Raw genomic sequence first — 20,489 nt, 5'->3', positions numbered from 1 at the left:
ATCTATTGGACTAGTCTTCCATCTTCTTCTTTTCTTTCTTGCGCTCGTTCGGGTCGAGTGTCGCTTTGCGCAAGCGGATATTTTCCGGTGTCACTTCAACCATTTCATCATTGTCGATATATGCGATGGCTTGTTCCAAAGTCATCAATTTCGGCGGAGTAAGGCGGATCGCATCGTCTTTACCAGTCGAGCGGAAGTTGGTGAGCTGCTTCGATTTCATGGGGTTCACTTCCATGTCCTCAGGCTTGGCATTTTCGCCAATAATCATGCCCTCATATAGCTTCTCTTTCGGACGAACGAACAGGATGCCCCGTTCTTCGAGCATGTTGAGTGCATAGCTTACAGCCTCGCCGTTCTCACGGCTGATCAGAACACCATTGGCGCGGCCTTCAATCTTGCCTTTGTACGGTCCGTATTTTTCGAACAGGCGGTTCATGATGCCCGTACCGCGTGTGTCGGTCAGGAATTCCCCGTGATAACCGATCAGGCCGCGTGACGGGGCGCTGAAGGTGATCCTGGTCTTGCCGCCGCCGCTTGGGCGCATATCGGTCATTTCACCTTTACGTAGGGCGAGCTTCTCAACCACTGTGCCGGAATATTCATCGTCAACGTCGATCACGACAGTTTCGTATGGCTCTGTGCGCTTGCCGTTTTCATCTTCGCCAAACAGCACGCGCGGGCGGCTGATGCCCAGCTCGAACCCTTCGCGGCGCATGGTTTCGATTAGAACGCCCAGCTGCAATTCGCCGCGGCCAGCAACTTCAAAGCTGTCTTTGTCGCTCGACTCGGTGACTTTAATCGCAACGTTGCTTTCTGCTTCACGAGCGAGACGGTCACGGATCATACGCGATGTGACTTTGGAGCCTTCGCGTCCGGCCAGCGGGCTGTCGTTCACTGCAAAACGCATCGATAGTGTCGGCGGATCGATTGGCTGCGCGTGCAACGGTTCTGTCACAGCCGGATCGCAAATAGTATTCGACACGGTTGCCACGGCGAGGCCGGCAAGCGAAATGATGTCGCCCGCTTTTGCTTCTTCTACCGGTACCCGCTCCAGACCCTCGAACGACATCAGCTTGGATGCCCGGCCTGTTTCGATCACGTTCCCTTCCGCATCCAAAGCGTGGATGGGCGAGTTTACCTTGATGGTGCCCGATTGGACTTTACCAGTAAGGACACGGCCAAGGAAATTGTCGCGGTCCAGCAAAGTGACCAAGAACTTGAACGGCGCATCAACGTCTGCTTCCGGGGCCGGTACGTGATCAACGATCTTCTCGAACAGTGGTGTCAGGTCACCATCGCGGGCGTTGATGTCTTCGCTGGCATAGCCATCACGGCCTGATGCGTAGAGCACCGGGAAGTCCAGTTGTTCATCATTGGCTTCCAGTGACACGAACAGGTCGAACACTTCGTCCAGAACTTCTTCAGCGCGGCCATCGGGACGGTCGATCTTGTTCACGACCACGATCGGCTTCAGGCCAAGCGCCAGCGCTTTGCCGGTCACGAATTTGGTCTGCGGCATCGCGCCTTCGCTGCTGTCCACCAGCAGGATCACGCCATCAACCATGGACAAGATACGTTCCACTTCGCCGCCGAAATCGGCGTGACCGGGTGTGTCGACGATGTTGATGCGGCGGGCATCTTCACCTTCGCCATATTCGACCGACGTACACTTCGCCAGAATCGTAATGCCGCGTTCTTTTTCCAGATCGTTGGAATCCATCGCGCGTTCATCCACGCGCTGGTTGTCGCGGAAGGTGCCGGATTGGCGGAAGAGTTGGTCGACAAGGGTGGTTTTGCCGTGGTCGACGTGAGCGATAATCGCCACGTTGCGCTGGTTCGCAGACATTATATGATGCTTTCGGTTAAACGCACTGCTTTTGTTGTGCAGTGCAATATCGCGCGCGCCTTAGCGGAGGGGAGCAGTAGGGGCAAGCTTTGTCAGGACAGCGCAAAGCAGCTTTCTTTCGCAGATGCACACTGTGTCCTGCGCGCAACAATATACGGAATCCCCGCCTCTTGTGCGCATTATGCTTGTCCTATCTGCTGTGCATACCTATCCCGAGTGGAGAGGCGGGCCGCGCAAGAACGGTCCGTATGGTAGAGGATGATTTATGAAATTCACTGTTTTTGACAGTAAAGTTGCGCGTGCGGCACTGTTTGCAGGTGTAGCCACTGCAGGTTTGACAGCCCCGACCGTGGTGTTGGCACAAGATGCCTCAGCAGACGCTGTCGAAGACGATAGTTTCGATAGTAACGTGATCGTTGTGACTGCGTCCAAACGCGAAACAACGCTTCAAGAAACTCCAATTTCCGTTTCCGTGACATCCGGCGAAGTTTTGGAGAACGCCCAGATCCGCGACGTTCTCGATCTGCAAACTGTGACTCCTTCGCTTCGCGTTAGCCAGTTGCAGACATCTTCTGCATCGACTTTCATCATTCGTGGTTTCGGTAATGGCGATAACAACTTCGGCATCGAGCCGTCTGTTGGTGTGTTCATTGACGGTGTGTTCCGTTCGCGGTCCGCAGCGGCGCTTTCCGATCTTCCTAACGTACAACGTATTGAGGTTCTGAACGGCCCACAATCGACCCTGTTTGGTAAGAACGCGTCTGCGGGTGTTATCTCAGTTGTAACACGCGAGCCGCAGTTCGAGTTCGGTGGAGCTGTTGAGGCTAGCTATGGTAACTTTAATAACGTTCTTATTAAGGGTGACGTAACGGGCCCACTCAGCGAAACTATCGCATTCTCGCTCGACGGCAGCTACAACAGGCGCGATGGCTATGCGACCATCGTTAACCTCAATGAAGAGCAAAACAACCGTAACCGCTGGGCCGCACGCGGACAGTTGTTGTTTGAACCAACATCCGATTTGAAAATTCGTGCGATCGCAGATTACTCGCGTATCGATGAGGTTTGCTGTCAGGTCACTACGCTTGTATCTGGCCCGGTCACGGGTGCTATCAATGCGGTGGGCGGCCAGTTGAGCACAGACCGCTTTAGTTACGATGCTTTCCTGAACTTTGTACCGACTAACGAAGTCGACAATTATGGCGGTTCGTTACAGCTTGATTATACTGCCGGCGCGTTGTCCTTCACATCAATCACCGCCTATCGTGAGCTGAAGAACTTCTTCCTGTCAGATATTGATTATACCAGCGCATCCATCGCGACTGAGACACGCGAGCAAGAAGTTAAGACCTTCACGCAAGAATTCCGTGTAGCTTCAGACTTTGACGGCCCGATCAACTTCCTGCTGGGCGGTTACTACTTCGATGAGTCTATCTCGCAGGATAGTGCCATCCAAAATGGTAGCCAAATTCGTGACGTGTTTGAACTGCTGGCTGGCGGTGACCCTGCCGATGTATTGAGCGGTGCTCCTTCAATATTCAACGGTGTGGAAGCAGGACTGGGCTTGGGTCAGGAAACGATTTTCCGCACACCTTTGCTGTCTCAAGAAACCTTCTCGATGGATAACACCTCCTACTCGGTGTTTGGTACGGTTGATTTTGAACCAGCGGATGGCATCGTTTTCACTGCTGGATTTAACTACACCGATGATAGCAAAGATTTTGCGCTTTCTCAGTTGAGCCCCGATCCACTGGGTCAGGTCAACTTGGTCGACGCGTTTATCGTTGGTGCGACAATGGGCACGGTCACAACCCGTGACCAATTCCAAGCCTTGCCACAGGCCAACCAAGATGCGCTGCTTGCTGCTGCATTAGATCCCAATGTTAACCCATTGATCGGTTTGCAGGGCTTCCAATTCCAGCCCCCGTTCTTGACCATCCCGAATGCGGTTGAAGACGGTAAGACAAATGATGACAAGTTCACCTATTTGCTGCGCGCGTCATTCCGGCTAACAGAAGAAATCAACGCTTACGCAAGCTATGCGACGGGCTTCAAAGCCAGTTCGGTAAACTTGTCACGCGATAGCCGTCCATCAAGCACGGACTTTGTTGCTGGACCAGGCGGCTCTACTTTCGCAGCGCCATCATCCCCGATCTTGGATGCAGGCCTTGCTATTCCGAACCTGCGGAGCGGCTCGCGTTTCGCCGGTCCTGAAAATGCCAAGGTTTATGAAATTGGTGTGAAAGGCCAGTGGGAAGGCTTCGGCTTTAACTTGGCATTGTTCGACCAAACTATCACTGGCTTCCAAAGCTTGGCCTTTACCGGCACTGGTTTTGCGTTGCAAAATGCCGGACAGCAGTCGGTCACTGGTTTTGAGTTTGACTCAACAATTCAGCCAACTGACGGCCTAACGCTAACATTTGCGATGACCTATCTCGATCCGCTATTCGATGATTTCCCTGGAAGTGTTCTGGGCGATCTGACTGGCGTAACACCTGCTGGTATCCCGGAAATTGCCATTTCTACATCAGCTACATACGCGCATGAATTTGGCGCAAGTGGTAATCAGCTGATTACTCGGATTGATTATAGCCATGAAGCGAATACGCCGATTAATAACGGCTTGCCGACGTTCAACGCAGCCTTGGGGAACACTCAGATCTTTAGTCGTGAAGTGAACCTCGTCAACGCATCGATGACGTTCAAGATGGAAAATGGTATTGAAGTCGGTGCGTTCGCTCGTAACCTGCTCGACAATCAGTTCATCACAACAGTCTTCGATGGTGTGGCTCAGGCAGGTACCGTTTCTGGTTACCCGAGTGCGCCACGCACTTATGGCGGCTTGGTCCGCTTCAAATTCTAAGCGAACACCATACCAAATAGGAAAAGGGGCTGCCGTTCGGTGGCCCCTTTTTTGTTGCAAGCGTAACGGATTTATGGTGCGTTGATGCCGGTTCGATAGGGAGGGACTAATATGGAATGGATGACACTACCGCTTAAACGATATGCAGATTTTAGCGGCCGTTCGCGGCGCAAAGAATATTGGATGTTCTTTCTGCTGATTATCATCGTCGCAGTTGTGCTCGCGATCGTTGAAGGTGTGCTTGGCCTCGCCGGTATGGTTGGCGGTGTTTACGGGCCGCTTACTACTATATTTCTGCTCGGTATTATTATTCCGAGTATCGCGGTCCAAGTGCGGCGTTTCCACGATCAAGACAAATCCGGTTGGTGGGTTTTGTTGGGTTTCGTACCCCTAGTTGGCGGAATTGCTGTGTTGGTGTTCATGTGTCTTGAGGGTACTCAGGGCGAAAACCAGTATGGTGCCGACCCAAAGGGCGGTGTTGATACCAACGTCTTCAATTGATCGGCGAAGCACAGTGTTTTGTCGCTCTGATCCAAGCGATTTAGAGCGATGAGCACTGCGCTGCCAACCAAGGGCAACATCCTTGGCTGGATGATCTTGCCGCTCAAGCGTTATGCCCAATTTGATGGGCGTTCTGGTAGACGCGAGTTCTGGTGGTTCAGCGCGTATTTGACACTCAGCTATACAATCATTGTTGCAGTTTGGATCGCGTTTTTGGCGTTCAGTGAGGCCAGCTTTAGCGAAACCGGACTGGATGACAGCGACAGTATTGGGCTGATTGTCTTTCTTGTACTGTGGAGTGCGGTTTTCTTTGGCAACTTCTTGCCCGGACTTGCACTAACATCGCGGCGTTTCCATGATCTTGGATTGCCGGGATGGTTGGTTGTCGTGACCTTACTCGCTGTGTTCATGCTCAGCATCATTGGCTGGATCGGTTATATGATCGTGATGTCACTGCCACCGCAGAAGGGCGAGAACCAATATGGACCGCCCGTCTATGGCGATGAGATCGCCGACGTATTTTCCTAAAGCGCCCTCAGCGCCTGCGCGGGCTTGGCTCTGAGGAGGGGTATTGACCCTGCCAAAGCGAAGATCAGCACAAACGCCAATCCGCCGCCGAGCACGGCTAATATCTCGCCCCAATTGGGCAACCAGTCAAATTCGAACAACTGCGTAATGACCAGCCAGGCCAACCCGCTGCCTAGACCCAGCGCCACAATGGCGAGGGTTAGGGCCAGTATTCCATATTCGGCCAATTGCATGATGAGCACTTGGCGCCGGCTTGCGCCCAGCACGCGCATGACCACCGTGTCATAGGTTCGGGACGCCCGCGCCGCGGCGATAGCTCCGATCAACACGGCCAGCCCGGCCAGAACGGCTACAGAGGCCGCTGCGAAAGTGGCGAGACCAACCTGGCTTAGAATGGTCCGTGCCTCGGCCAGCACCTGCCCGATTTCGATGACGGAACTGGAGGGGAATTTCTGGACCATTTGTCGCAGCAATGGCCCGGTAGGTGCCCCTAGTGGTAAATCGATTGTTGCCGTCAGATTGTGCGGTGCATCAGCAATCGCATTCTCAGAAAATACGAGCACAAAGTTGAAGCCCATATTCTCCCAGTCAATCCGCCGGAAATTGGCGACTGTCGCCGTCTTCTCGACTCCCAGGATACCAATGGTGATCGTGTCGCCAATTTTCAGATCAATCGCTGCGGCAAATTCCTCATCCACCGATACCAGCGGATCGTCAGTGTGATTTTCTGCCCACCATTCCCCTTCAGTCAACGAATTGCCGATCGGCAAGGTACTTGAGTAGGTAAGGCCGCGTTCGCCCCGCAGCGGCCATGCGCCATCGGGTATTTCTTCTAACTCGGCAACGCGAATGGGCGCATCGGCCGGGCCATATGCCAAAATTGCCCCCCGCAAAGCTGGAACCTTGCGGATAACGGCCTCTGGCTGGTCGGCAGCGATCAGTGCATCGAATTCGGCTGATTTATCGCGCGGTATATCCAGTACGAAATAATCGGGTGCTTCATTCGGCACGCGGCTGTCGATGTTTCCGTTAATGCTGCTTTGAATGGCGGCCAGTAAAACAAACGCACTGAGGCCAAATCCGAGGGCAGTCACCAGCGCGCCAGTGGATGCTCCGGGCCGATGAAGGTTGGCCAAGGCATTGCGGATAAGCGGGTTTTTCGGACGCTTTACCGCGCCGGCAAGTTTCCGAATTCCGACCCCAAGAAGGGCCAGTAAACCCAGAACGACGGCCGCGCCCAATAGAAAACCACCTGATAGAAGCGGTTGGTTGGCAGTCAGCAGCGCCAATAATACAATTCCGAGCAGGCCACCTAAGACCCAGCCCAAAGCTCTCCCGTCGCGGGATAGCGGGACAATGCGCGCCCGCATCAGCGCCATTGGCGGGAACCGCCGGGCTCGCAGGATAGGCGTTGCAGCGAAAACTGTTGCAACCAGCAGGCCATAAGCGCCCGCTACCATCAGCGCGACCGGTTCAAAAACGAAGCCGGTTTCGACCGGCAGCAAGCCGTCTAACGCTGCGGCGAGTGCTGGTGTAACCAGTACACCTGCTGCCAGCCCCATCAAGCTACCCACCAGTGCTGCAGAACCGATTTGAAGTGCATATATGCGGGCGATGTCGCGGCTTGATGCGCCAAGGACTTTCAGCGTGGCGATACTGGACCGGCGCGCCTCAAGATATGAGGATACACCGCCACCGATGCCGATCCCCGCAATCACCAGAGCAGCCAGACCAACCAGTGTCAAAAACTCGCCCATGCGTGACACAAAACGGTCAGCACCCGGGCTTGCCCGGTCGCGAGAGCGGTAGTCAAAACCTGAATTGGGGAAGCGCTCTTCTATCTCTTCTTCCACATCGCCGGGGTCGCGGGCGCTATTGTCAAACGCGATGCGGTATTTGCTTTCATACAAAGCGCCGGGTTCCACCAACCCGGCCTTTTGCGGGATATCGACTGCAACCAAGATGGTTGGCCCAAGTTGGAAACCCTCGCTCAACCGGTCCGGCTCAGTGCCTATGATACCAGCAGCCCGCAGTGTCGCGGTTCCGATGGTGAAGCTGTCACCGACTTTTATATCCAACCGGTCCATAGCCCCCTGCGCGAGCCATGCATCATTGCCGGTTGGGGCGCCCGCTTCGGTGCCATCTTCTAAAGTAAACTTGCCGTAGAGCGGCCATTTATTGTCAATCGCCTTTAGCTCGACAGGCGCGGCATTATCGGCAGTGCTGGCCATCGCTTGTAACCGCTTGCCGCCAGATATCTCGCCATATTCGGACAGAGCAGCCTTTTCTTCCTCTGAAAGGTCACGCTGCCAAATCTCGACTTCCAGATCGCCGCCGAGCAGTTCTTGCCCGCGACCTTCCAGTTCCTGCTCAATCGCGCCGGTCAGTGTACCGATCGCGGCCAATGCGCCGGTGCCCAGAAACAGGCAGACCAGCAGCAATCTCAAGCCGCGAAACCGGCCATTCAGATCGCGCCGCGCTATGCGCCGCGCGGTCGACCAGGAAATGGGTGCGTTCACGCTGCTTTGGTATCCTTAGCAATCAGACCATCGCCAATGGTCACGATGCGGTCGCAGCGTTCGGCCAGTTCGACATCATGCGTGATCACCAGCAGCGTGGCGCCCGTTTCTGCACGGCGCGCAAATAGCAGTTCAATAATGTCATGCCCGGTCGCCACATCAAGATTGCCGGTGGGTTCATCGGCGAAAATCAAATCAGGGCCGGGGGCAATCGCGCGGGCAATGGCAACACGCTGCTGCTCTCCGCCCGAAAGCTGGGTCGGGTAATGATCGAGCCTGTGGCCCAGCCCAACGGCTTCCAATTCAGCCTTGGCCCGCTCTGTCGCGTCATCTGCGCCAGCCAATTCCATCGGTGTCGCCACGTTTTCCAGTGCTGTCATGGTCGGCAGCAAGTGAAATGCCTGCAAGACAATCCCGATTTTGCCGCGCCGGGCTTGGGCTAAGCCATCCTCGTCCATTGCCATAAAATCTTGATCAGCCACTATAAGCGAACCGCCAGTGGCGCGTTCCAGACCGCTAAGGACGGCCATAAGCGAGCTTTTGCCGGAGCCCGATGGGCCTAGCAAAGCGATCACCTCACCCGTGGCGATGTCGAGGTCAATTCCGCGCAGCACATCAACCGGAGTATTCTCCGGATCATAGGTGAGCGTCAGATTGCGGGCAGAGATAGAATTTGTGCTTGTCACCAAAAACCAATCGCATAGGTACAGGGGCCGAGCAAGGAGGCTCGCAGATGAAACACAGCCGTTTGTCGATAGTTCCCAGTGTTTTCGCATTAGCGCTGCTTGCAGCCTGTAGTGACGAGCCTGCCACTGCACCCGCTGGTGAGGCCGGGCAAGCCAGCGATGCCGCGATCGAACAGCCCGTCATGGGGCCGGAACGGCGAGTGCTGGCTTTCGGGAATAGTCTGTTTGCTGGCTACAATGTCGCCCCGGAAGACAGTTACCCGGCTAAATTAGAAGTCGCTCTGCGGGCGCAGGGGATTAATGCCCGTGTTGTTAAGGCGGGTGTGTCGGGCGATACGACAGCGGCCGGGTTGCAGCGGCTCACCTTCACGCTTGATGCACAGGAAGAAAAACCGGAACTGTTTATTCTGGAACTTGGCGGCAATGATTTGCTCCGCGGAATCCAGCCGGAGCAGACCCGTGCAAACATCGCCGCAATGCTGGATGAGCTCAAAAAACGAGAGATACCCGTTTTGCTAATGGGGATGCGTGCGCCACCCAATTACGGCCCAGAATATCAAAAACAGTTTGATGCGTTGTATCCGGAACTTGCAGAGGAATATGGAACCGCCTTGGTCCCGTTTTTCCTCGAATCTATTTATGACAAGCCGGAAATGATCCAGTCTGATCGTATCCACCCGACAGAGGCAGGGATTGAGGCTCTGGTCGGTGCGACACTCTCTGCCGTGGAAGAGACGTTGCCGGATAGTTAGAGGCGGACGGTACGGCCATGCTCAACGCGCCAGATGGCGGCTTCTTGGCGAATATTATCAAACGGGGGGAGCTCGGTCCCTGTAAGCCACACTTGAGCGCCGCTGCCACGGAGGCGGTCAAACAAGGCCTCACGCCGGATCGGGTCCAAATGAGCAGCGACCTCGTCCAGCAACAGCAAGTTCGGGCGGCCGCGCGTCGCCAATTCCGAATGTGCCAGAATGATCGCGATCAACATCGCTTTTTGTTCGCCGGTGGAGCACGACGCTGCGGGGACGTTTTTACCCGCCATCCGAACGTCTAGCTCGTCTTTGTGCGGACCGATCAAAGTGCGCGAGGCTGCGCGATCTTTTCGGCGGTTTTCACGCAATGCGCTTGCTAGCTCCGACTGATGGAGCGGGCCCCCAGCGGCGTATCCCAGAGCAGGGCGGGCGAAAGGTTCTTCCGGAAGACCGGCCAGTTCTTGTATCAATGCGGAAATAAGCCGCGCACGTCCTGCGGCCAATGCTGCCCCATATTCGGATAATTGCGCCTCAACCCCGTCCAGCCATGTGGGGTCGGGCTCAACATCGTCGCTCAGCAAGCGGTTCCGTTCTCGCAAGGCTGCCTCATAGCGAGACGCGGTGCGGGCATGGGTCGGGTCTACCGCCAATACCATCCGGTCAACAAATCGCCTGCGCGCGCCTGCGCTATCGGTAAAAAGTCGATCCATCGCCGGAGTGAGCCAGCCAATGGCGAGCCATTCACCCAGACTGACAGCGCTCGCTTCGCTGCTGTTTACTCTCACCAATCGCCTACCCGGACGCGCGGCATCAATATAGGTACCAAGCCTGACTGGCTCTTGATCGGGTTCGGCAAACAAAGAGGCGCCGATAGTGAAGCCGCCTGCGCCTTGCTGTCCGACCATATCGCCCAGCGGCGACCGCCTGATACCCCTGCCGGGTGCGAATAATGACAGCGCTTCCAGTATGTTGGTCTTCCCAGCGCCGTTTTCGCCCACCAGCAAGTTAAATTGGCGCGTCTCATCGAGCCGAGTTTCCGCGTGATTTCGGAAGGATGAAAGGGTGATGCGGTCCAGTGTCATGGGCAAATTGGCTCTAGCCAGACCTCAACAGCCACGCCACCGGAATTATCATTACCAACAGTTGGTAAAAATTACCAACATTCAGTATCTGTTAATGTGCGTAACATCGCGTAAATCGCAAAAAACGGCAGAATTCTGCCATTTTTCAAAACTGGCACGCTCTCTGCAAGGTACTTGGCATGGTGGAAACGACCACCGGACGAAACACTAAGAAGAGGGAACTACCAATGATGAACTTTGAAAATATCTCCAGCCGCGTTGTTGCAGCCGTTAGCTCACTGGCCTTTTCGGTCGTGATTTTCGCCACAGCAATCATGCCAGCCAACCAAGGCGTTCTGTTGCCGATGGTCGCCTAATTCCAACACAACTTCCAATCAATCACATCAATCAAAGGAAAGTATCATGCAAGCATTCGAAAACATCAGCAGCCAAGCCGTGGCCGCAATCAGCTCTGTAGCATTCTCACTCATCATCTTTGCTGCTGCAATCACCCCGGCCAACCAAGGCGTTCTGCTGCCAATCGTTGCATAATCGCTTTCCCTGCCAAAACATCGCGAAAGACCAATATCATGAATACACTCACTGACCTCAGCAATCGCGCAGTCGCTGCCGCCTGCTCACTCGCGATCTCTGCTGTATTTCTTGCCGCTGCGATCGCACCTGCAACACAAAACGTACCTGGAGTTTTCGCATGAGCCAGCTTGACCGCACGCCTTCCGGTGGCCCACCTTCCAAAGGCTTCCGTTTAGACCGCACCAACGCCAAAATCTGGGGTGTATGCGCGGGAATTGCGAATTCAACCGGAATCGATCCAATGATCATTCGTGTTGGTTTTGTAGTAGGCGCTTTGGTTAGCGTTGGCACAGCAGCACTGATCTACGCCGCAATTGGATTAATCGCAGACTGAGAGTGAGGCCCGAGGGTCTCACTCTCCGATATCAAAATTTGACTACCCGAATGAAGCAGGGGCCAGCCTGGCTTCAGAAATATCCAGAGCACCGACCCAATTGATGGCCTGCCGGATATCTCACCTGACTACATGGCGGAAATGCCGCCATCCAGTTTGAGCTCGGCCCCGGTCATGAACCGGCTTTCATCGCTCGCCAAATACAACACAGCATTGGCGATATCATTCGGCTCACCCACAAATTTGAGCGGAATTTGACGCGCCAGCTTGTCCAGCAGAACCTGTTTATCGAGGCCAGAATGCTGGGCGGTGCCATCCAAAATCGGTGTATCGACGAAAGTCGGATGCACCGAATTGCTGCGGATATTCATATTCTTTTTCGCACAGTGAAGCGCAATCGATTTGCTCAGCATCCATACTGCCGCTTTCGATGCATTATATGCCGGCATTGTGTCACTCGCGATCAGGCCCGCAATAGAGCTGATATTGATGATGGAGCCTGGCGCATGTTCACGCATCAGCGGCAAAGCTTTCTGACAGCCGTGAAAGATGGAATCGACATTGACGGAGAAACAGCGCTGCCAGTCGGCAAAATCGCATGTTTCAATATTACCGGCGACACCGATGCCCGCATTATTCACCAATACGTTGAGCCCGCCAAGATTGTCCCGCGCGCTATCAATCGCAGCTTCCCATGATTGCGGATCCGTCACATCATGTTGGATTGAAAATGCGGTTCCGGCGCCCAGCGCATCATTGATACCTTTGGCTGTTTCCGCCGCGCCATCACCGTTGATATCGGTACAGAGAACGCGCGCGCCTTCCTGCGCCAGTACCATGGAGTGAGCGGCGCCCAACCCTTGCGCTGCACCAGTAATGAGGGCGAGCTTGCCCTTGACGCGATCAACCATTGATATTCTCTCCCATGAGATGCTCCGCCATTAAAATGGCGAGCCGTACATCCACCGCATGGCCGCTTGCACGCCAGTCGGCAACAAATTGTCGTAATTCTGTAAGTCTGACGCGGTGGACGGTGATGTTTTCACCCGGCAAGCCGCCGCCTTCGCTAACTTTGGTCAGGCCATGCGCGCGCAGCAGAGTAAAGCTCTCGCTGACCATGCCGGGGCTGGAATAATACTCGCCCAGATTCTCCATCCGCTCTGCGATATAGCCGGTTTCTTCCTCCAGCTCGCGCATCGCTGCAGCTTCCGGCGTGTCATTTTCCCCGCCGTCATCATCCCCGATTAGACCGGCGGGTATTTCTAGGCTGCGTTTACCCAGCGGGATGCGATATTGTTCGACCAGCAGAACGTGCCCATCCTCAATCGCAATAATCGCTGCAGCGCGGATATTGCGGGCGCGGCCGACATATTCCCATCGCCCCCGCACTTTGGCGGTAATGAATTTGCCCTCCCAAACGATCTGTTCGGGCAGGGCGGCATCTGGATCTGTTTCACTCATAGGAGCGATGCTTAGACCTCTATCAGCCGGTCCGGCAATTCGTTTTCATCATCTTCCGCACGCGGGAAGTGCTGCGATAATACCTCACCGACATCACGGACACCTGCGGCCATGCCCTCGGCAATCTTGCCTTGCTTAATTTCGGCCAGCATATCGGCCATTGCGTCACCCCAAACTTCCGCGTCGACTTTGGCGGCAATCGGTTCGTCCGCGACGATTTCAGCGCGGTGTTCCTGCATAGACAGGTAGATCATAATGCCAGTGCGGCCATGAGTGCGCTTTTCAGCACCGACTTTAAAATGGGCGACAGCCCTAGCGTGGACACGCAGAGTTTTCACTTTGCCGGGGACCAGCGCAAACCGGATCGTGTCGGACAGTTGCAACAGCCACAGGACCAAAAACCAGAAAATCGCTGCACCTGCCGCCATCGAGAAAATCTCTCGCGGGGTCCAATCTGTGTTCCACCCGCCGTGGAAACCCGCATAAGTATCCAGCAGCAGATCAGGGAATGTGACGCAGAATGTCAGGGCCAGAAATGCGGCGAGGGCGCTCCATGCCAAGGCAATATCGGTGTAGCCATCCGACCGGTCCGCCAGGACAGTGACGATTTCGCCAGACGTCTGCAATTCCGCCTGAGCCACAGCATTGGTGACGATTTCATGCGATCGTGCATCAAGGTATGATTTACGTGCCATACGCCGTCCCTTACCAACCACCGGAGGCACCGCCGCCGCCGAAGCTGCCGCCCCCACCAGAAAAACCACCACCGCCAAAGCCGCCTCCGCCGCCCCAGCCGCCGCCGGAACTGCCGCCGCCTGCTGCGCCGCGCAGAACGGCGCTGCCGACTTCCCATAGGATAACATCGCCAACGCCGCTGCCGGTCAGAGTGCCATTACCGCGCCTGCCGCCTTTGCCGCGATATTTCTTGCCTCTCGCACCGCGCAACATGGGCAGGATGATGAAAAAGAAGAAAAATGCGAGGAAGATAATTGTCGGAAAATCAATCCCGCCGCCGCCGCCACGTTGCGGTTCCTGAACTGCCTCAGCAGCTATCGCGCGGGCTTCCTCAGGTGGTAACGTCAGTTGTTGGATGATGCTGTCGGTTGCCGCATTGATACCGCCCGGATAGTCGCCCTCGCGGAAAAATGGCAGCATCTGCTGATTGATAATGACCGATGACAGGCCGTCGGTGATGATGCCTTCCAGTCCATACCCCACCTCAATCCGTGTTTTGCGATCATTGGGCGCAACGATAATCAGGGCGCCATCATTGCGTTCGGCGTCACCAATGCCCCATTCGCGGCCCAGCTGATATCCGTAATCGGCAATATCATAGCCCTGCAAATCCGGGATAGTTGCGATCACCAATTGCCGTTGCGATTGTGTTTCCAGTGCTTGCAACTTGGCCGCAAGTGCCGCCTCCTGATCATCAGGAATGATATCCGCCGCATCGACTACGCGGCCGGACAGAGCAGGGAATTCCTGCGCAAATGCGGGTTGCCCAAGCAGCAACCCGGCACTGATTACAAAAATGGCGGTAAAGCGATGCAATATGGTCATTGCTAAGATCAGCTACCCGAAGTCATATCGATTGTTGGTGCCGCTTCAGCGCCTTCGGTGACGGCAGAATAGGGTACCAGCGGTTCTGCCCCGTGGATCAAATTCGCGCCGATAGTGTCGGGGAAGGTGCGGATGGTGGTGTTATACTGGCGCACTGCCTCGTTATAATCGCGCAAGGCAACTGCGATGCGGTTTTCTGTACCTTCGAACTGGCTTTGAAATGACAGATAGTTCTGGTTTGACTGAATGTTTGGATAGGCTTCAAAGCTGGCTAGCAATCGGCCAATGCCTTGGCTCATCTGCCCTTGTGCGGCAGCAAGTTCAGCCATTTTGTCGGGATCGCCCAGATCATCGGCGGAGACGTTGACGCTGGTCGCTTTTGCGCGTGCTTCAGTGACTTCGGTCAGAATAGAGCGCTCATTCTCTGATGCGCCTTTGACGATCTCTGCCAGATTGGGGATCAGATTGGCGCGGCGCTGGAATTGTGCCTCCACATCAGCCCATTTTGCTTTGGCGTTTTCTTCCGCAGTAGGAACAGAGTTAATGCCGCAAGCGGACAAGGTCATAGCAGCAGCAGCGGCAAGCGCGGCGCGCGGGATAAAGGTCAATTTCATGTCTAATGGCTCCCCAAGAAAATCGATGAGATGCAGGCGCAGACAAGGCCTGTCATATCTGTATTACTAAGATAGCACGGTAAACTATTGTTTCAAGGTGCGCAGGGCGCTTGGCAGCGTGCAGTTTTGATGGCATGGGGCGCCCAATATTAACCAAACGGGGGGTGTTATGCTCGCAGAATTTAAAGACTTCATTGCCAAGGGCAATGTCATGGAATTGGCCGTTGCGGTCATCATCGCTAGCGCTTTTGGCGTTATTGTCGCGTCATTGACAGCCGATGTCATCATGCCGCTGGTCGGTCTGATCTTTGGCGATGTTGATTTCAGCAGCAAATACATCGTGCTGAGCGGTGAAGTTGAAGCGGGCATGTCATTGGAAGCAGCGCGCGAAGCTGGTGCCAATGTATTGGCTTATGGTGCATTCATCACATCGATCATCAATTTCGTGATCCTCGCCTTCGTGATCTTTATGCTCGTGCGTTACGTGAACAAGATCCAAGCGAAATATGAAAAGCCTGCGGAAGAAGAAGCGCCAGCTGGTCCGACAGAGATCGAATTGCTGACCGAAATCCGCGATGCTTTGAAGAAGTAACAGACTTTAAAATAAGGGCCTGAACGCCCTCCTGATATCTTCGGGTGCGGGATACACTTCACATTAAGCCGGGATCGACTATATGAGTCGGTGCCGGCTTTTTGCTGGATATGGCGATAAATTGCAGTGTGCAATAAGCATAACGGACCCGGGGGCAGTACCCGGCGGCTCCACCAAAAGCGGCAGACACTCTTGATTGATAAGAGTGGAGGCCGTTCCTGACGGGGCCGAACTAGGATCGACGTGTGCCGAAAAGCATTGTTTTTGCCCGGGTTGAGAATTCCCGTAAAAAGCTCATTTTTATAAGTGCAAACGATAACGACGCACTCGCTCTCGCAGCGTAATTTGATGGCCTAACGGCCGGACTTTACAAAGCTTAAGCGCGGTTGGACCCACCGGGCAACAGAAGCGGATTCCGGGGGCCTGGGGGGGCCTAGCAACAGAACCCCCCACCTTACCCTGATAGAAAGAGCAGTGCGTGCCGTTGAGTACGACGTTCATCCCCCCCGACTCAAAAAAACCCGGGGGCCTAGCAACAGAACCCCCCACCTTACCCTGATGGAAAGAGCGGTGCGTGCCGTTGAGTACGACGTTCATCCCCCCAGACTCAAAGAGACCCGGGGGCCTAGCAACAGAACCGCCTTCTCGTAGTTGCGAGTGGATAGATGGTTTAGGCTTCAGCCTTTTCAGCGCCGGACGCCTCTCCTTCCATTCGCAGGCAATCGAGAATTTTGGCGCCTGCCAAAAATACTGCGCCGGTCGTCGCGAGAAACAGCAGTTTACCGCCCCAACCGGGATATTCGGTCAGGTATTGCGCGCCGCGCGCCGTGGAACCCAGCGCCAGAGCATAGATAATCAGATAGGCCTCTACCTTCGTCTTAATGACAAATAGCCTACCGATCTTCTTCAACATTACGCCCTCTTCCTTAACCTTTGCTCGCGGCTGGACCCCGGCGATAGGGCGGCACAGCGAGTCTTAGTGGTTAATCCGAAGTTGATTTTAGCGATGGAAGTTCACGCGTCCAGCGCGTTAACTTAGTTCTGGCAGCCCTAACGCGGTTAACGCGGCATGGCGTGCCGCAATGATACGGTTTGCAAGCGCAGTGTCACCTACCTGATCGGGGGCGATTTCTTCCGGCCAATGGTCACTGATGACATTGCCGAGCAGCTCTTCCTTGGCATCATCAAGAAGAAATCGGGGATCGACATGGGCCGGATCAGCGACCACGCGAAGCCGTAGGCAAGCCGGGCCGCCGCCATTGGCCATGCTCTGGCGGACATCCACGAAGCGAATGGCGCGGATGGCTTTATTGCCGCCTGTAGCATTCTCGGCCCAACGAAGAACCGCCTCTGTCTTTGCCTCTTCTGGCGCGATCAATTCCATCCCGCCATCGGGCAGAGTGACTAGCTGTGAGTTGAACAAATAGGTGCTGATAGCCTCTGCCAAGCTAACCGCTTCTGCGGGCACTTCGACAATTTCGAGTTCAGGGAATTTGGCTCGAATAGCCTCATATGCGCTTTGCTGGTCGGCAAAGGCTTGTCCGTGAGTGAATAGCACTCGCTCATTGGCAACTGCGACGACATCATTATGGAACGCACCTGCGGCAATCGCATCAGGGTTTTGTTCGATGAAGACCGCACGTTCCGGATCCAGTTGATTGAGCCTTGCCACGGCACGGCTGGCTTGCTCATGCTGCCGGGCAGGAAATTTGCCGCCAGTCTTGCCATATACAAACACTTCCACCCCGGCTGAGCTATGGCCTGTGCAGAACCGCATATGGTTGGCGGCCCCTTCATCACCAAAGCTCATCGGAACAGCGTCATGAACTGCGAAATGGTTCTGGTTGCCGAACGCGATCCGCAGTTGTTTGACTGTATCGGGCCATTCTTGTCCGCGGTGCAGCATCGTCGTCAAATTGGCGGCAGTAAGGTGGCACTTGCCGTCAGTCGTATCGCTGGCCGGGCTGACCGTGGCTGCATTGGCTGTCCACATAGAGCTGGCAGACCATGCGGCGCGCAAAAGAGCAGGATCAGCGGTTTGGTCCACTGCTAAAGCGGCCGTCAACGCATTATTCGGGCGCGGCAACGGGAGCAGAAAGCCCTGCGCCAGACCGAGCCCCCTATTGGCTGTCATTTTAGCCAACCCCTGCAACGCGGCTGCCCGCGGGTAGGAGGTTTCGCCCGCATTCTTGGTTGCGGCCAAATTGCCCAGGCTAAGCCCGGCATAATTGTGACTGGGGCCGACCAAGCCATCAAAATTGATTTCGACTACGCTCACCGGGCCACGCTCCAAACAGTATCACCAACAGCCACGTCGAGCGTGTCTGCTGCCTGAGAATCTAGCGCAATGCTGCCATCCTCCAGCAATTCTCTTATCCCGTAGCAGCAACGAAAATCGGTGAGTCTACCAGTGGCGACCAGCGCTTTCTCACCCTCTTCTAGATCAATCGATGAGACTGTGGCTGAAGCGGAATCGGATATGCTTTTCACGGCATCGGTGCGCGCGGTCATGGTTGGGCCGCCATCGAAAATATCGACATATCCTTCGGCGGCGAAACCTTCATTCTCCAGCATCCGCATGGCGGCACGGCCAGTGGGATGGGGCAAGCCGATTACGCTGCGTGCATCGTCTGACAACATCGCGATGTAGACGGGGTGCTTGGGCATCAAATCCGCGATGAATTGATTGCCGTTGATGGCGTTGAAATAGTCGGCTTCCTGAAAGCTCATACCGAAAAACCGGCCAGCGACGCCGTCCCAAAATGGTGACCCGCCGCGATCGTCGATAATACCGCGCAGTTCGGCCAGAATGCGATCTGCGAAACGGGCGCGGTGCATGGCGATGAACACATAGCGGCTACGCGCAAGTAATAGGCCAAGCCCGCCAGCCCGTTCATTCGGGTGCAGGAACAATCCGCCGACTTCGCTCGCTCCTTCCAGATCGGTCACCAGGCTAAGCATTTCTGCGCGGACCGTGCGGTCCAGCTCTTGCGAATGCTGGGTCAGCGTTGTCATTCTGTAGGAGTAAAACGGCCATTGCTGTCCGACTGTTGTAAACAGCTGGCAAGTGCCGCGTACATCGCCGGTTTCACGGTTTTCCAGCACCAATACAAACTGGTCGTCGCCCAGTTTGTTGTCATCGCGCCCGAATGCTTCGGCAGCGCGTTCCAGTTTTGCGCCCAAGGCTGTGCGGTCTGGCGGCAAATTGGTGAAACCGCCTCCGGTCAGTTTGGCCATTTCATAAAGCGGTTCCAGATCGGATGCTCGCGCGGCACGAAGGCGGAAACTCACAGGCTTTCTCCCGAAGCAAGCCGGTGGATAACAAGGGCAGACAAGGCGGCCCGTTCCGGCAATGAAGACACAATCATAAATTCATCTGGCGAATGGATTGATCCGCCGCGAACACCCATCGTATCGACGACAGGTACACCGCAGGATGCGATATTATTACCATCGCACACTCCGCCGGTTGATTGCCATTGTATGTCCTGACCCAGCGATGCCCCGCATTCACGAACCAAATCGAACAAGGCCTGCGCTTTGCGGTCAACCGGCTTTGGGGGGCGGGAAATGCCGCCATGTTTGTGGATTGAAACCTCATGGGTTTGTTGAACATCGCCAATCAGGCTGGCGAGCGCGCTTTCAAACGCCGCCGCAGCATCTGGGCTTTTGGGGCGAATGTTGAACCGCAAAACGGCATGGTCCGGGACCACATTATTGGCTGCACCGCCTTCAATCTTCGCGGGGTTGATCGGGCATTCATCTGTCTGGATCTGTTTCAATCCCAGCACCAGCGCGGCGGCCGCCACAATTGCATTGCGGCCATCTTGCGGGTTGCGGCCAGCGTGGGCGGAAAGCCCGGAAACAATCAGCGAGTAATTACCGCTACCGCCCCGGGCATGGGCCAAGGTACCATCCGGCAGCGCTGCCGGTTCAAAGGTCAGGGCAGCATATTTACCGGCTGCCATTTTCTCAATCAGAGGGGCGGATGCAAGCGATCCTGTTTCCTCGTCCGAATTGACCAAAATATCATAGCCAATCTTATGTGCCACATCGCTGTGTTCAAAGGCCAAAAGAGCATGGAGGAATACAGCAATCCCGCCTTTCATATCAGCCAGGCCGGGGCCGTTGAGAGTATCATCGTCCAACCACGTTTGGCTTTGGAAAGAGTGATCCTGAGGGAATACCGTATCCATATGACCGGTAAGCAATAGGCGCCGTTCCGCATCAGGGCGTACGCTAACGGTCAGATGCTGCCCGTGGGCTTTCTCAAACTCTACTCCGTCGGAGCCCATGGCGGTAACTGGTGCAGGATCAACCAAAGCCACGTCACCGGGCAATGCTGCGAAAGCGGAGGCGAGGGCGCTTGCTTGTTGTTTTAAGCCATCGAGGTTTGCTGTACCGGTGTTAATGGCGCTCCATTCCTGCGCATTCTCCAGCATATCGGCCCCATCAATCGGGTCGATCAAGGCGCTTTGCGTGGGTGTGAGTTGTTTCATATGAAACTGTTCTAGCTTGGTGTGCTGGGCAGTCCAACCCTGAAGAACCAGCCAAGTGAAAACCATGTGGGCAAAATCA

22 protein-coding genes and 1 other RNA gene are annotated in these 20,489 nt (G+C 55.2%); 10 read left to right on the top strand and 13 right to left on the bottom strand.

Annotation, left to right across the window (positions count from 1 at the left end; all coding sequences use genetic code 11):
- Nucleotides 1-10 precede the first annotated feature (10 nt).
- Nucleotides 11-1,846 carry a translational GTPase TypA gene (gene typA, locus HKD42_RS07670; protein WP_170011889.1) on the bottom strand — a complete coding sequence of 612 codons (1,836 nt, stop codon included), beginning with the start codon at nucleotides 1,844-1,846 and terminating at the stop codon, nucleotides 11-13.
- Between the two features lie 265 nt (nucleotides 1,847-2,111).
- Here typA and HKD42_RS07665 point away from each other — a divergent pair, with 265 nt between their 5' ends.
- From HKD42_RS07665 to HKD42_RS07655, 3 genes are all read left to right on the top strand, one after another.
- Nucleotides 2,112-4,709 carry a TonB-dependent receptor gene (locus HKD42_RS07665; protein WP_170011888.1) on the top strand — a complete coding sequence of 866 codons (2,598 nt, stop codon included), beginning with the start codon at nucleotides 2,112-2,114 and terminating at the stop codon, nucleotides 4,707-4,709.
- Between the two features lie 111 nt (nucleotides 4,710-4,820).
- The gene (locus HKD42_RS07660) at nucleotides 4,821-5,210 is read left to right on the top strand and encodes a DUF805 domain-containing protein (RefSeq protein WP_170011886.1); all 390 of its coding nucleotides are present in this window, start codon (nucleotides 4,821-4,823) and stop codon (nucleotides 5,208-5,210) included.
- A gap of 48 nt (nucleotides 5,211-5,258) precedes the next feature.
- On the top strand, nucleotides 5,259-5,738 hold the full coding sequence (locus HKD42_RS07655) for a DUF805 domain-containing protein (RefSeq protein ID WP_170011884.1): 480 nt from the start codon (nucleotides 5,259-5,261) through the stop codon (nucleotides 5,736-5,738).
- Here HKD42_RS07655 and HKD42_RS07650 read toward each other — a convergent pair.
- Nucleotides 5,735-8,257 (bottom strand): FtsX-like permease family protein, encoded by a 2,523-nt coding sequence (locus HKD42_RS07650; RefSeq protein ID WP_170011882.1) that lies wholly within the window; start codon nucleotides 8,255-8,257, stop codon nucleotides 5,735-5,737. The genes HKD42_RS07655 and HKD42_RS07650 overlap by 4 nt on opposite strands.
- Nucleotides 8,254-8,943, bottom strand: a complete 690-nt coding sequence (locus HKD42_RS07645; protein ID WP_425500372.1) for an ABC transporter ATP-binding protein — start codon at nucleotides 8,941-8,943, stop codon at nucleotides 8,254-8,256. The genes HKD42_RS07650 and HKD42_RS07645 overlap by 4 nt, the downstream gene beginning before the upstream one ends.
- Before the next feature lie 47 nt (nucleotides 8,944-8,990).
- Between HKD42_RS07645 and HKD42_RS07640 the strand changes: the two genes are divergently transcribed.
- Nucleotides 8,991-9,695 (top strand): arylesterase, encoded by a 705-nt coding sequence (locus HKD42_RS07640; protein ID WP_170011878.1) that lies wholly within the window; start codon nucleotides 8,991-8,993, stop codon nucleotides 9,693-9,695.
- On the opposite strand, the gene recF is transcribed toward HKD42_RS07640, so the two are convergent.
- Entirely contained in the window at nucleotides 9,692-10,777 is a 1,086-nt protein-coding gene (gene recF / locus HKD42_RS07635) for a DNA replication/repair protein RecF (protein WP_170011876.1), read from the bottom strand. The two genes, HKD42_RS07640 and recF, sit on opposite strands and share 4 nt — an antisense overlap.
- Before the next feature lie 227 nt (nucleotides 10,778-11,004).
- On the opposite strand from recF, the gene HKD42_RS13405 reads away from it, so the two are divergent.
- The 4 genes from HKD42_RS13405 to HKD42_RS07630 are packed head-to-tail and all read left to right on the top strand — an operon-like array spanning nucleotide 11,005 to nucleotide 11,684.
- Nucleotides 11,005-11,133 carry a hypothetical protein gene (locus HKD42_RS13405; protein ID WP_281356494.1) on the top strand — a complete coding sequence of 43 codons (129 nt, stop codon included), beginning with the start codon at nucleotides 11,005-11,007 and terminating at the stop codon, nucleotides 11,131-11,133.
- A 46-nt stretch (nucleotides 11,134-11,179) separates the two neighbouring features.
- Nucleotides 11,180-11,308 (top strand): hypothetical protein, encoded by a 129-nt coding sequence (locus HKD42_RS13400; protein WP_281356493.1) that lies wholly within the window; start codon nucleotides 11,180-11,182, stop codon nucleotides 11,306-11,308.
- Nucleotides 11,309-11,346: 38 nt separating this feature from the next.
- Nucleotides 11,347-11,472: a hypothetical protein gene (locus HKD42_RS13395; protein WP_281356492.1), complete on the top strand. Its 126-nt coding sequence runs from the start codon at nucleotides 11,347-11,349 to the stop codon at nucleotides 11,470-11,472.
- Nucleotides 11,469-11,684 carry a PspC domain-containing protein gene (locus HKD42_RS07630; RefSeq protein WP_170011874.1) on the top strand — a complete coding sequence of 72 codons (216 nt, stop codon included), beginning with the start codon at nucleotides 11,469-11,471 and terminating at the stop codon, nucleotides 11,682-11,684. The genes HKD42_RS13395 and HKD42_RS07630 overlap by 4 nt, the downstream gene beginning before the upstream one ends.
- 128 nt (nucleotides 11,685-11,812) lie before the next feature.
- Here the strand turns inward: HKD42_RS07630 and HKD42_RS07625 are convergent, their stop codons facing one another.
- From HKD42_RS07625 to HKD42_RS07605, 5 genes are read right to left on the bottom strand one after another with little or no spacing between them, the layout of a single operon-like run.
- Complete coding sequence (locus tag HKD42_RS07625) at nucleotides 11,813-12,595, bottom strand: SDR family oxidoreductase (RefSeq protein WP_170011872.1); 783 nt, start codon at nucleotides 12,593-12,595, stop codon at nucleotides 11,813-11,815.
- Nucleotides 12,588-13,145: an NUDIX hydrolase gene (locus HKD42_RS07620; RefSeq protein WP_170011870.1), complete on the bottom strand. Its 558-nt coding sequence runs from the start codon at nucleotides 13,143-13,145 to the stop codon at nucleotides 12,588-12,590. The genes HKD42_RS07625 and HKD42_RS07620 overlap by 8 nt, the downstream gene beginning before the upstream one ends.
- 11 nt (nucleotides 13,146-13,156) lie before the next feature.
- A complete protein-coding gene (locus HKD42_RS07615) occupies nucleotides 13,157-13,840 on the bottom strand; it encodes a TPM domain-containing protein (RefSeq protein WP_170011868.1) in 684 nt (227 codons plus the stop codon).
- A 10-nt stretch (nucleotides 13,841-13,850) separates the two neighbouring features.
- Nucleotides 13,851-14,705 (bottom strand): TPM domain-containing protein, encoded by an 855-nt coding sequence (locus HKD42_RS07610; RefSeq protein ID WP_170011866.1) that lies wholly within the window; start codon nucleotides 14,703-14,705, stop codon nucleotides 13,851-13,853.
- A gap of 8 nt (nucleotides 14,706-14,713) precedes the next feature.
- A complete protein-coding gene (locus HKD42_RS07605) occupies nucleotides 14,714-15,319 on the bottom strand; it encodes a LemA family protein (RefSeq protein ID WP_170011864.1) in 606 nt (201 codons plus the stop codon).
- A 169-nt stretch (nucleotides 15,320-15,488) separates the two neighbouring features.
- Here HKD42_RS07605 and mscL point away from each other — a divergent pair, with 169 nt between their 5' ends.
- A complete protein-coding gene (gene mscL, locus HKD42_RS07600; protein WP_170011862.1) occupies nucleotides 15,489-15,911 on the top strand; it encodes a large conductance mechanosensitive channel protein MscL in 423 nt (140 codons plus the stop codon).
- Nucleotides 15,912-15,964: 53 nt separating this feature from the next.
- Nucleotides 15,965-16,328: a transfer-messenger RNA gene (gene ssrA, locus HKD42_RS07595) on the top strand.
- A gap of 253 nt (nucleotides 16,329-16,581) precedes the next feature.
- Here ssrA and HKD42_RS07590 read toward each other — a convergent pair.
- The 4 genes from HKD42_RS07590 to HKD42_RS07575 all read right to left on the bottom strand — a co-directional run bounded on the left by HKD42_RS07590 (nucleotide 16,582) and on the right by HKD42_RS07575 (nucleotide 20,410).
- Complete coding sequence (locus HKD42_RS07590; RefSeq protein ID WP_170011860.1) at nucleotides 16,582-16,824, bottom strand: hypothetical protein; 243 nt, start codon at nucleotides 16,822-16,824, stop codon at nucleotides 16,582-16,584.
- A gap of 117 nt (nucleotides 16,825-16,941) precedes the next feature.
- Complete coding sequence (locus tag HKD42_RS07585; protein ID WP_170011858.1) at nucleotides 16,942-18,189, bottom strand: N-succinylarginine dihydrolase; 1,248 nt, start codon at nucleotides 18,187-18,189, stop codon at nucleotides 16,942-16,944.
- The gene (locus tag HKD42_RS07580; protein WP_170011856.1) at nucleotides 18,186-19,202 is read right to left on the bottom strand and encodes an arginine N-succinyltransferase; all 1,017 of its coding nucleotides are present in this window, start codon (nucleotides 19,200-19,202) and stop codon (nucleotides 18,186-18,188) included. The genes HKD42_RS07585 and HKD42_RS07580 overlap by 4 nt, the downstream gene beginning before the upstream one ends.
- A complete protein-coding gene (locus HKD42_RS07575) occupies nucleotides 19,199-20,410 on the bottom strand; it encodes a hydrolase (protein WP_170012203.1) in 1,212 nt (403 codons plus the stop codon). Before HKD42_RS07575 ends, HKD42_RS07580 begins: the two co-directional genes overlap by 4 nt.
- Between the last annotated feature and the right edge of the window lie 79 nt (nucleotides 20,411-20,489).

It is taken from the genome of Pontixanthobacter rizhaonensis, from assembly GCF_012972675.1.
Classification (GTDB): domain Bacteria; phylum Pseudomonadota; class Alphaproteobacteria; order Sphingomonadales; family Sphingomonadaceae; genus Pontixanthobacter; species Pontixanthobacter rizhaonensis.
This window is presented reverse-complemented; position numbering and strand designations above follow the sequence as displayed.

Excerpts from the sequence above, each read along its gene's own strand:
- typA (WP_170011889.1), bottom strand. The coding sequence starts at position 1,846 with ATGTCTGCGAACCAGCGCAACGTGGCGATTATCGCTCACGTCGACCAC.
- HKD42_RS07665 (WP_170011888.1), top strand. The coding sequence starts at position 2,112 with ATGAAATTCACTGTTTTTGACAGTAAAGTTGCGCGTGCGGCACTGTTT.
- HKD42_RS07660 (WP_170011886.1), top strand. The coding sequence starts at position 4,821 with ATGGAATGGATGACACTACCGCTTAAACGATATGCAGATTTTAGCGGC.
- HKD42_RS07655 (WP_170011884.1), top strand. The coding sequence starts at position 5,259 with ATGAGCACTGCGCTGCCAACCAAGGGCAACATCCTTGGCTGGATGATC.
- HKD42_RS07640 (WP_170011878.1), top strand. The coding sequence starts at position 8,991 with ATGAAACACAGCCGTTTGTCGATAGTTCCCAGTGTTTTCGCATTAGCG.
- recF (WP_170011876.1), bottom strand. The coding sequence starts at position 10,777 with ATGACACTGGACCGCATCACCCTTTCATCCTTCCGAAATCACGCGGAA.
- HKD42_RS13405 (WP_281356494.1), top strand. The coding sequence starts at position 11,005 with ATGATGAACTTTGAAAATATCTCCAGCCGCGTTGTTGCAGCCGTTAGC.
- HKD42_RS13400 (WP_281356493.1), top strand. The coding sequence starts at position 11,180 with ATGCAAGCATTCGAAAACATCAGCAGCCAAGCCGTGGCCGCAATCAGC.
- HKD42_RS13395 (WP_281356492.1), top strand. The coding sequence starts at position 11,347 with ATGAATACACTCACTGACCTCAGCAATCGCGCAGTCGCTGCCGCCTGC.
- HKD42_RS07630 (WP_170011874.1), top strand. The coding sequence starts at position 11,469 with ATGAGCCAGCTTGACCGCACGCCTTCCGGTGGCCCACCTTCCAAAGGC.
- HKD42_RS07625 (WP_170011872.1), bottom strand. The coding sequence starts at position 12,595 with ATGGTTGATCGCGTCAAGGGCAAGCTCGCCCTCATTACTGGTGCAGCG.
- HKD42_RS07620 (WP_170011870.1), bottom strand. The coding sequence starts at position 13,145 with ATGAGTGAAACAGATCCAGATGCCGCCCTGCCCGAACAGATCGTTTGG.
- HKD42_RS07615 (WP_170011868.1), bottom strand. The coding sequence starts at position 13,840 with ATGGCACGTAAATCATACCTTGATGCACGATCGCATGAAATCGTCACC.
- HKD42_RS07610 (WP_170011866.1), bottom strand. The coding sequence starts at position 14,705 with ATGACCATATTGCATCGCTTTACCGCCATTTTTGTAATCAGTGCCGGG.
- HKD42_RS07605 (WP_170011864.1), bottom strand. The coding sequence starts at position 15,319 with ATGAAATTGACCTTTATCCCGCGCGCCGCGCTTGCCGCTGCTGCTGCT.
- mscL (WP_170011862.1), top strand. The coding sequence starts at position 15,489 with ATGCTCGCAGAATTTAAAGACTTCATTGCCAAGGGCAATGTCATGGAA.
- HKD42_RS07590 (WP_170011860.1), bottom strand. The coding sequence starts at position 16,824 with ATGTTGAAGAAGATCGGTAGGCTATTTGTCATTAAGACGAAGGTAGAG.
- HKD42_RS07575 (WP_170012203.1), bottom strand. The coding sequence starts at position 20,410 with ATGAAACAACTCACACCCACGCAAAGCGCCTTGATCGACCCGATTGAT.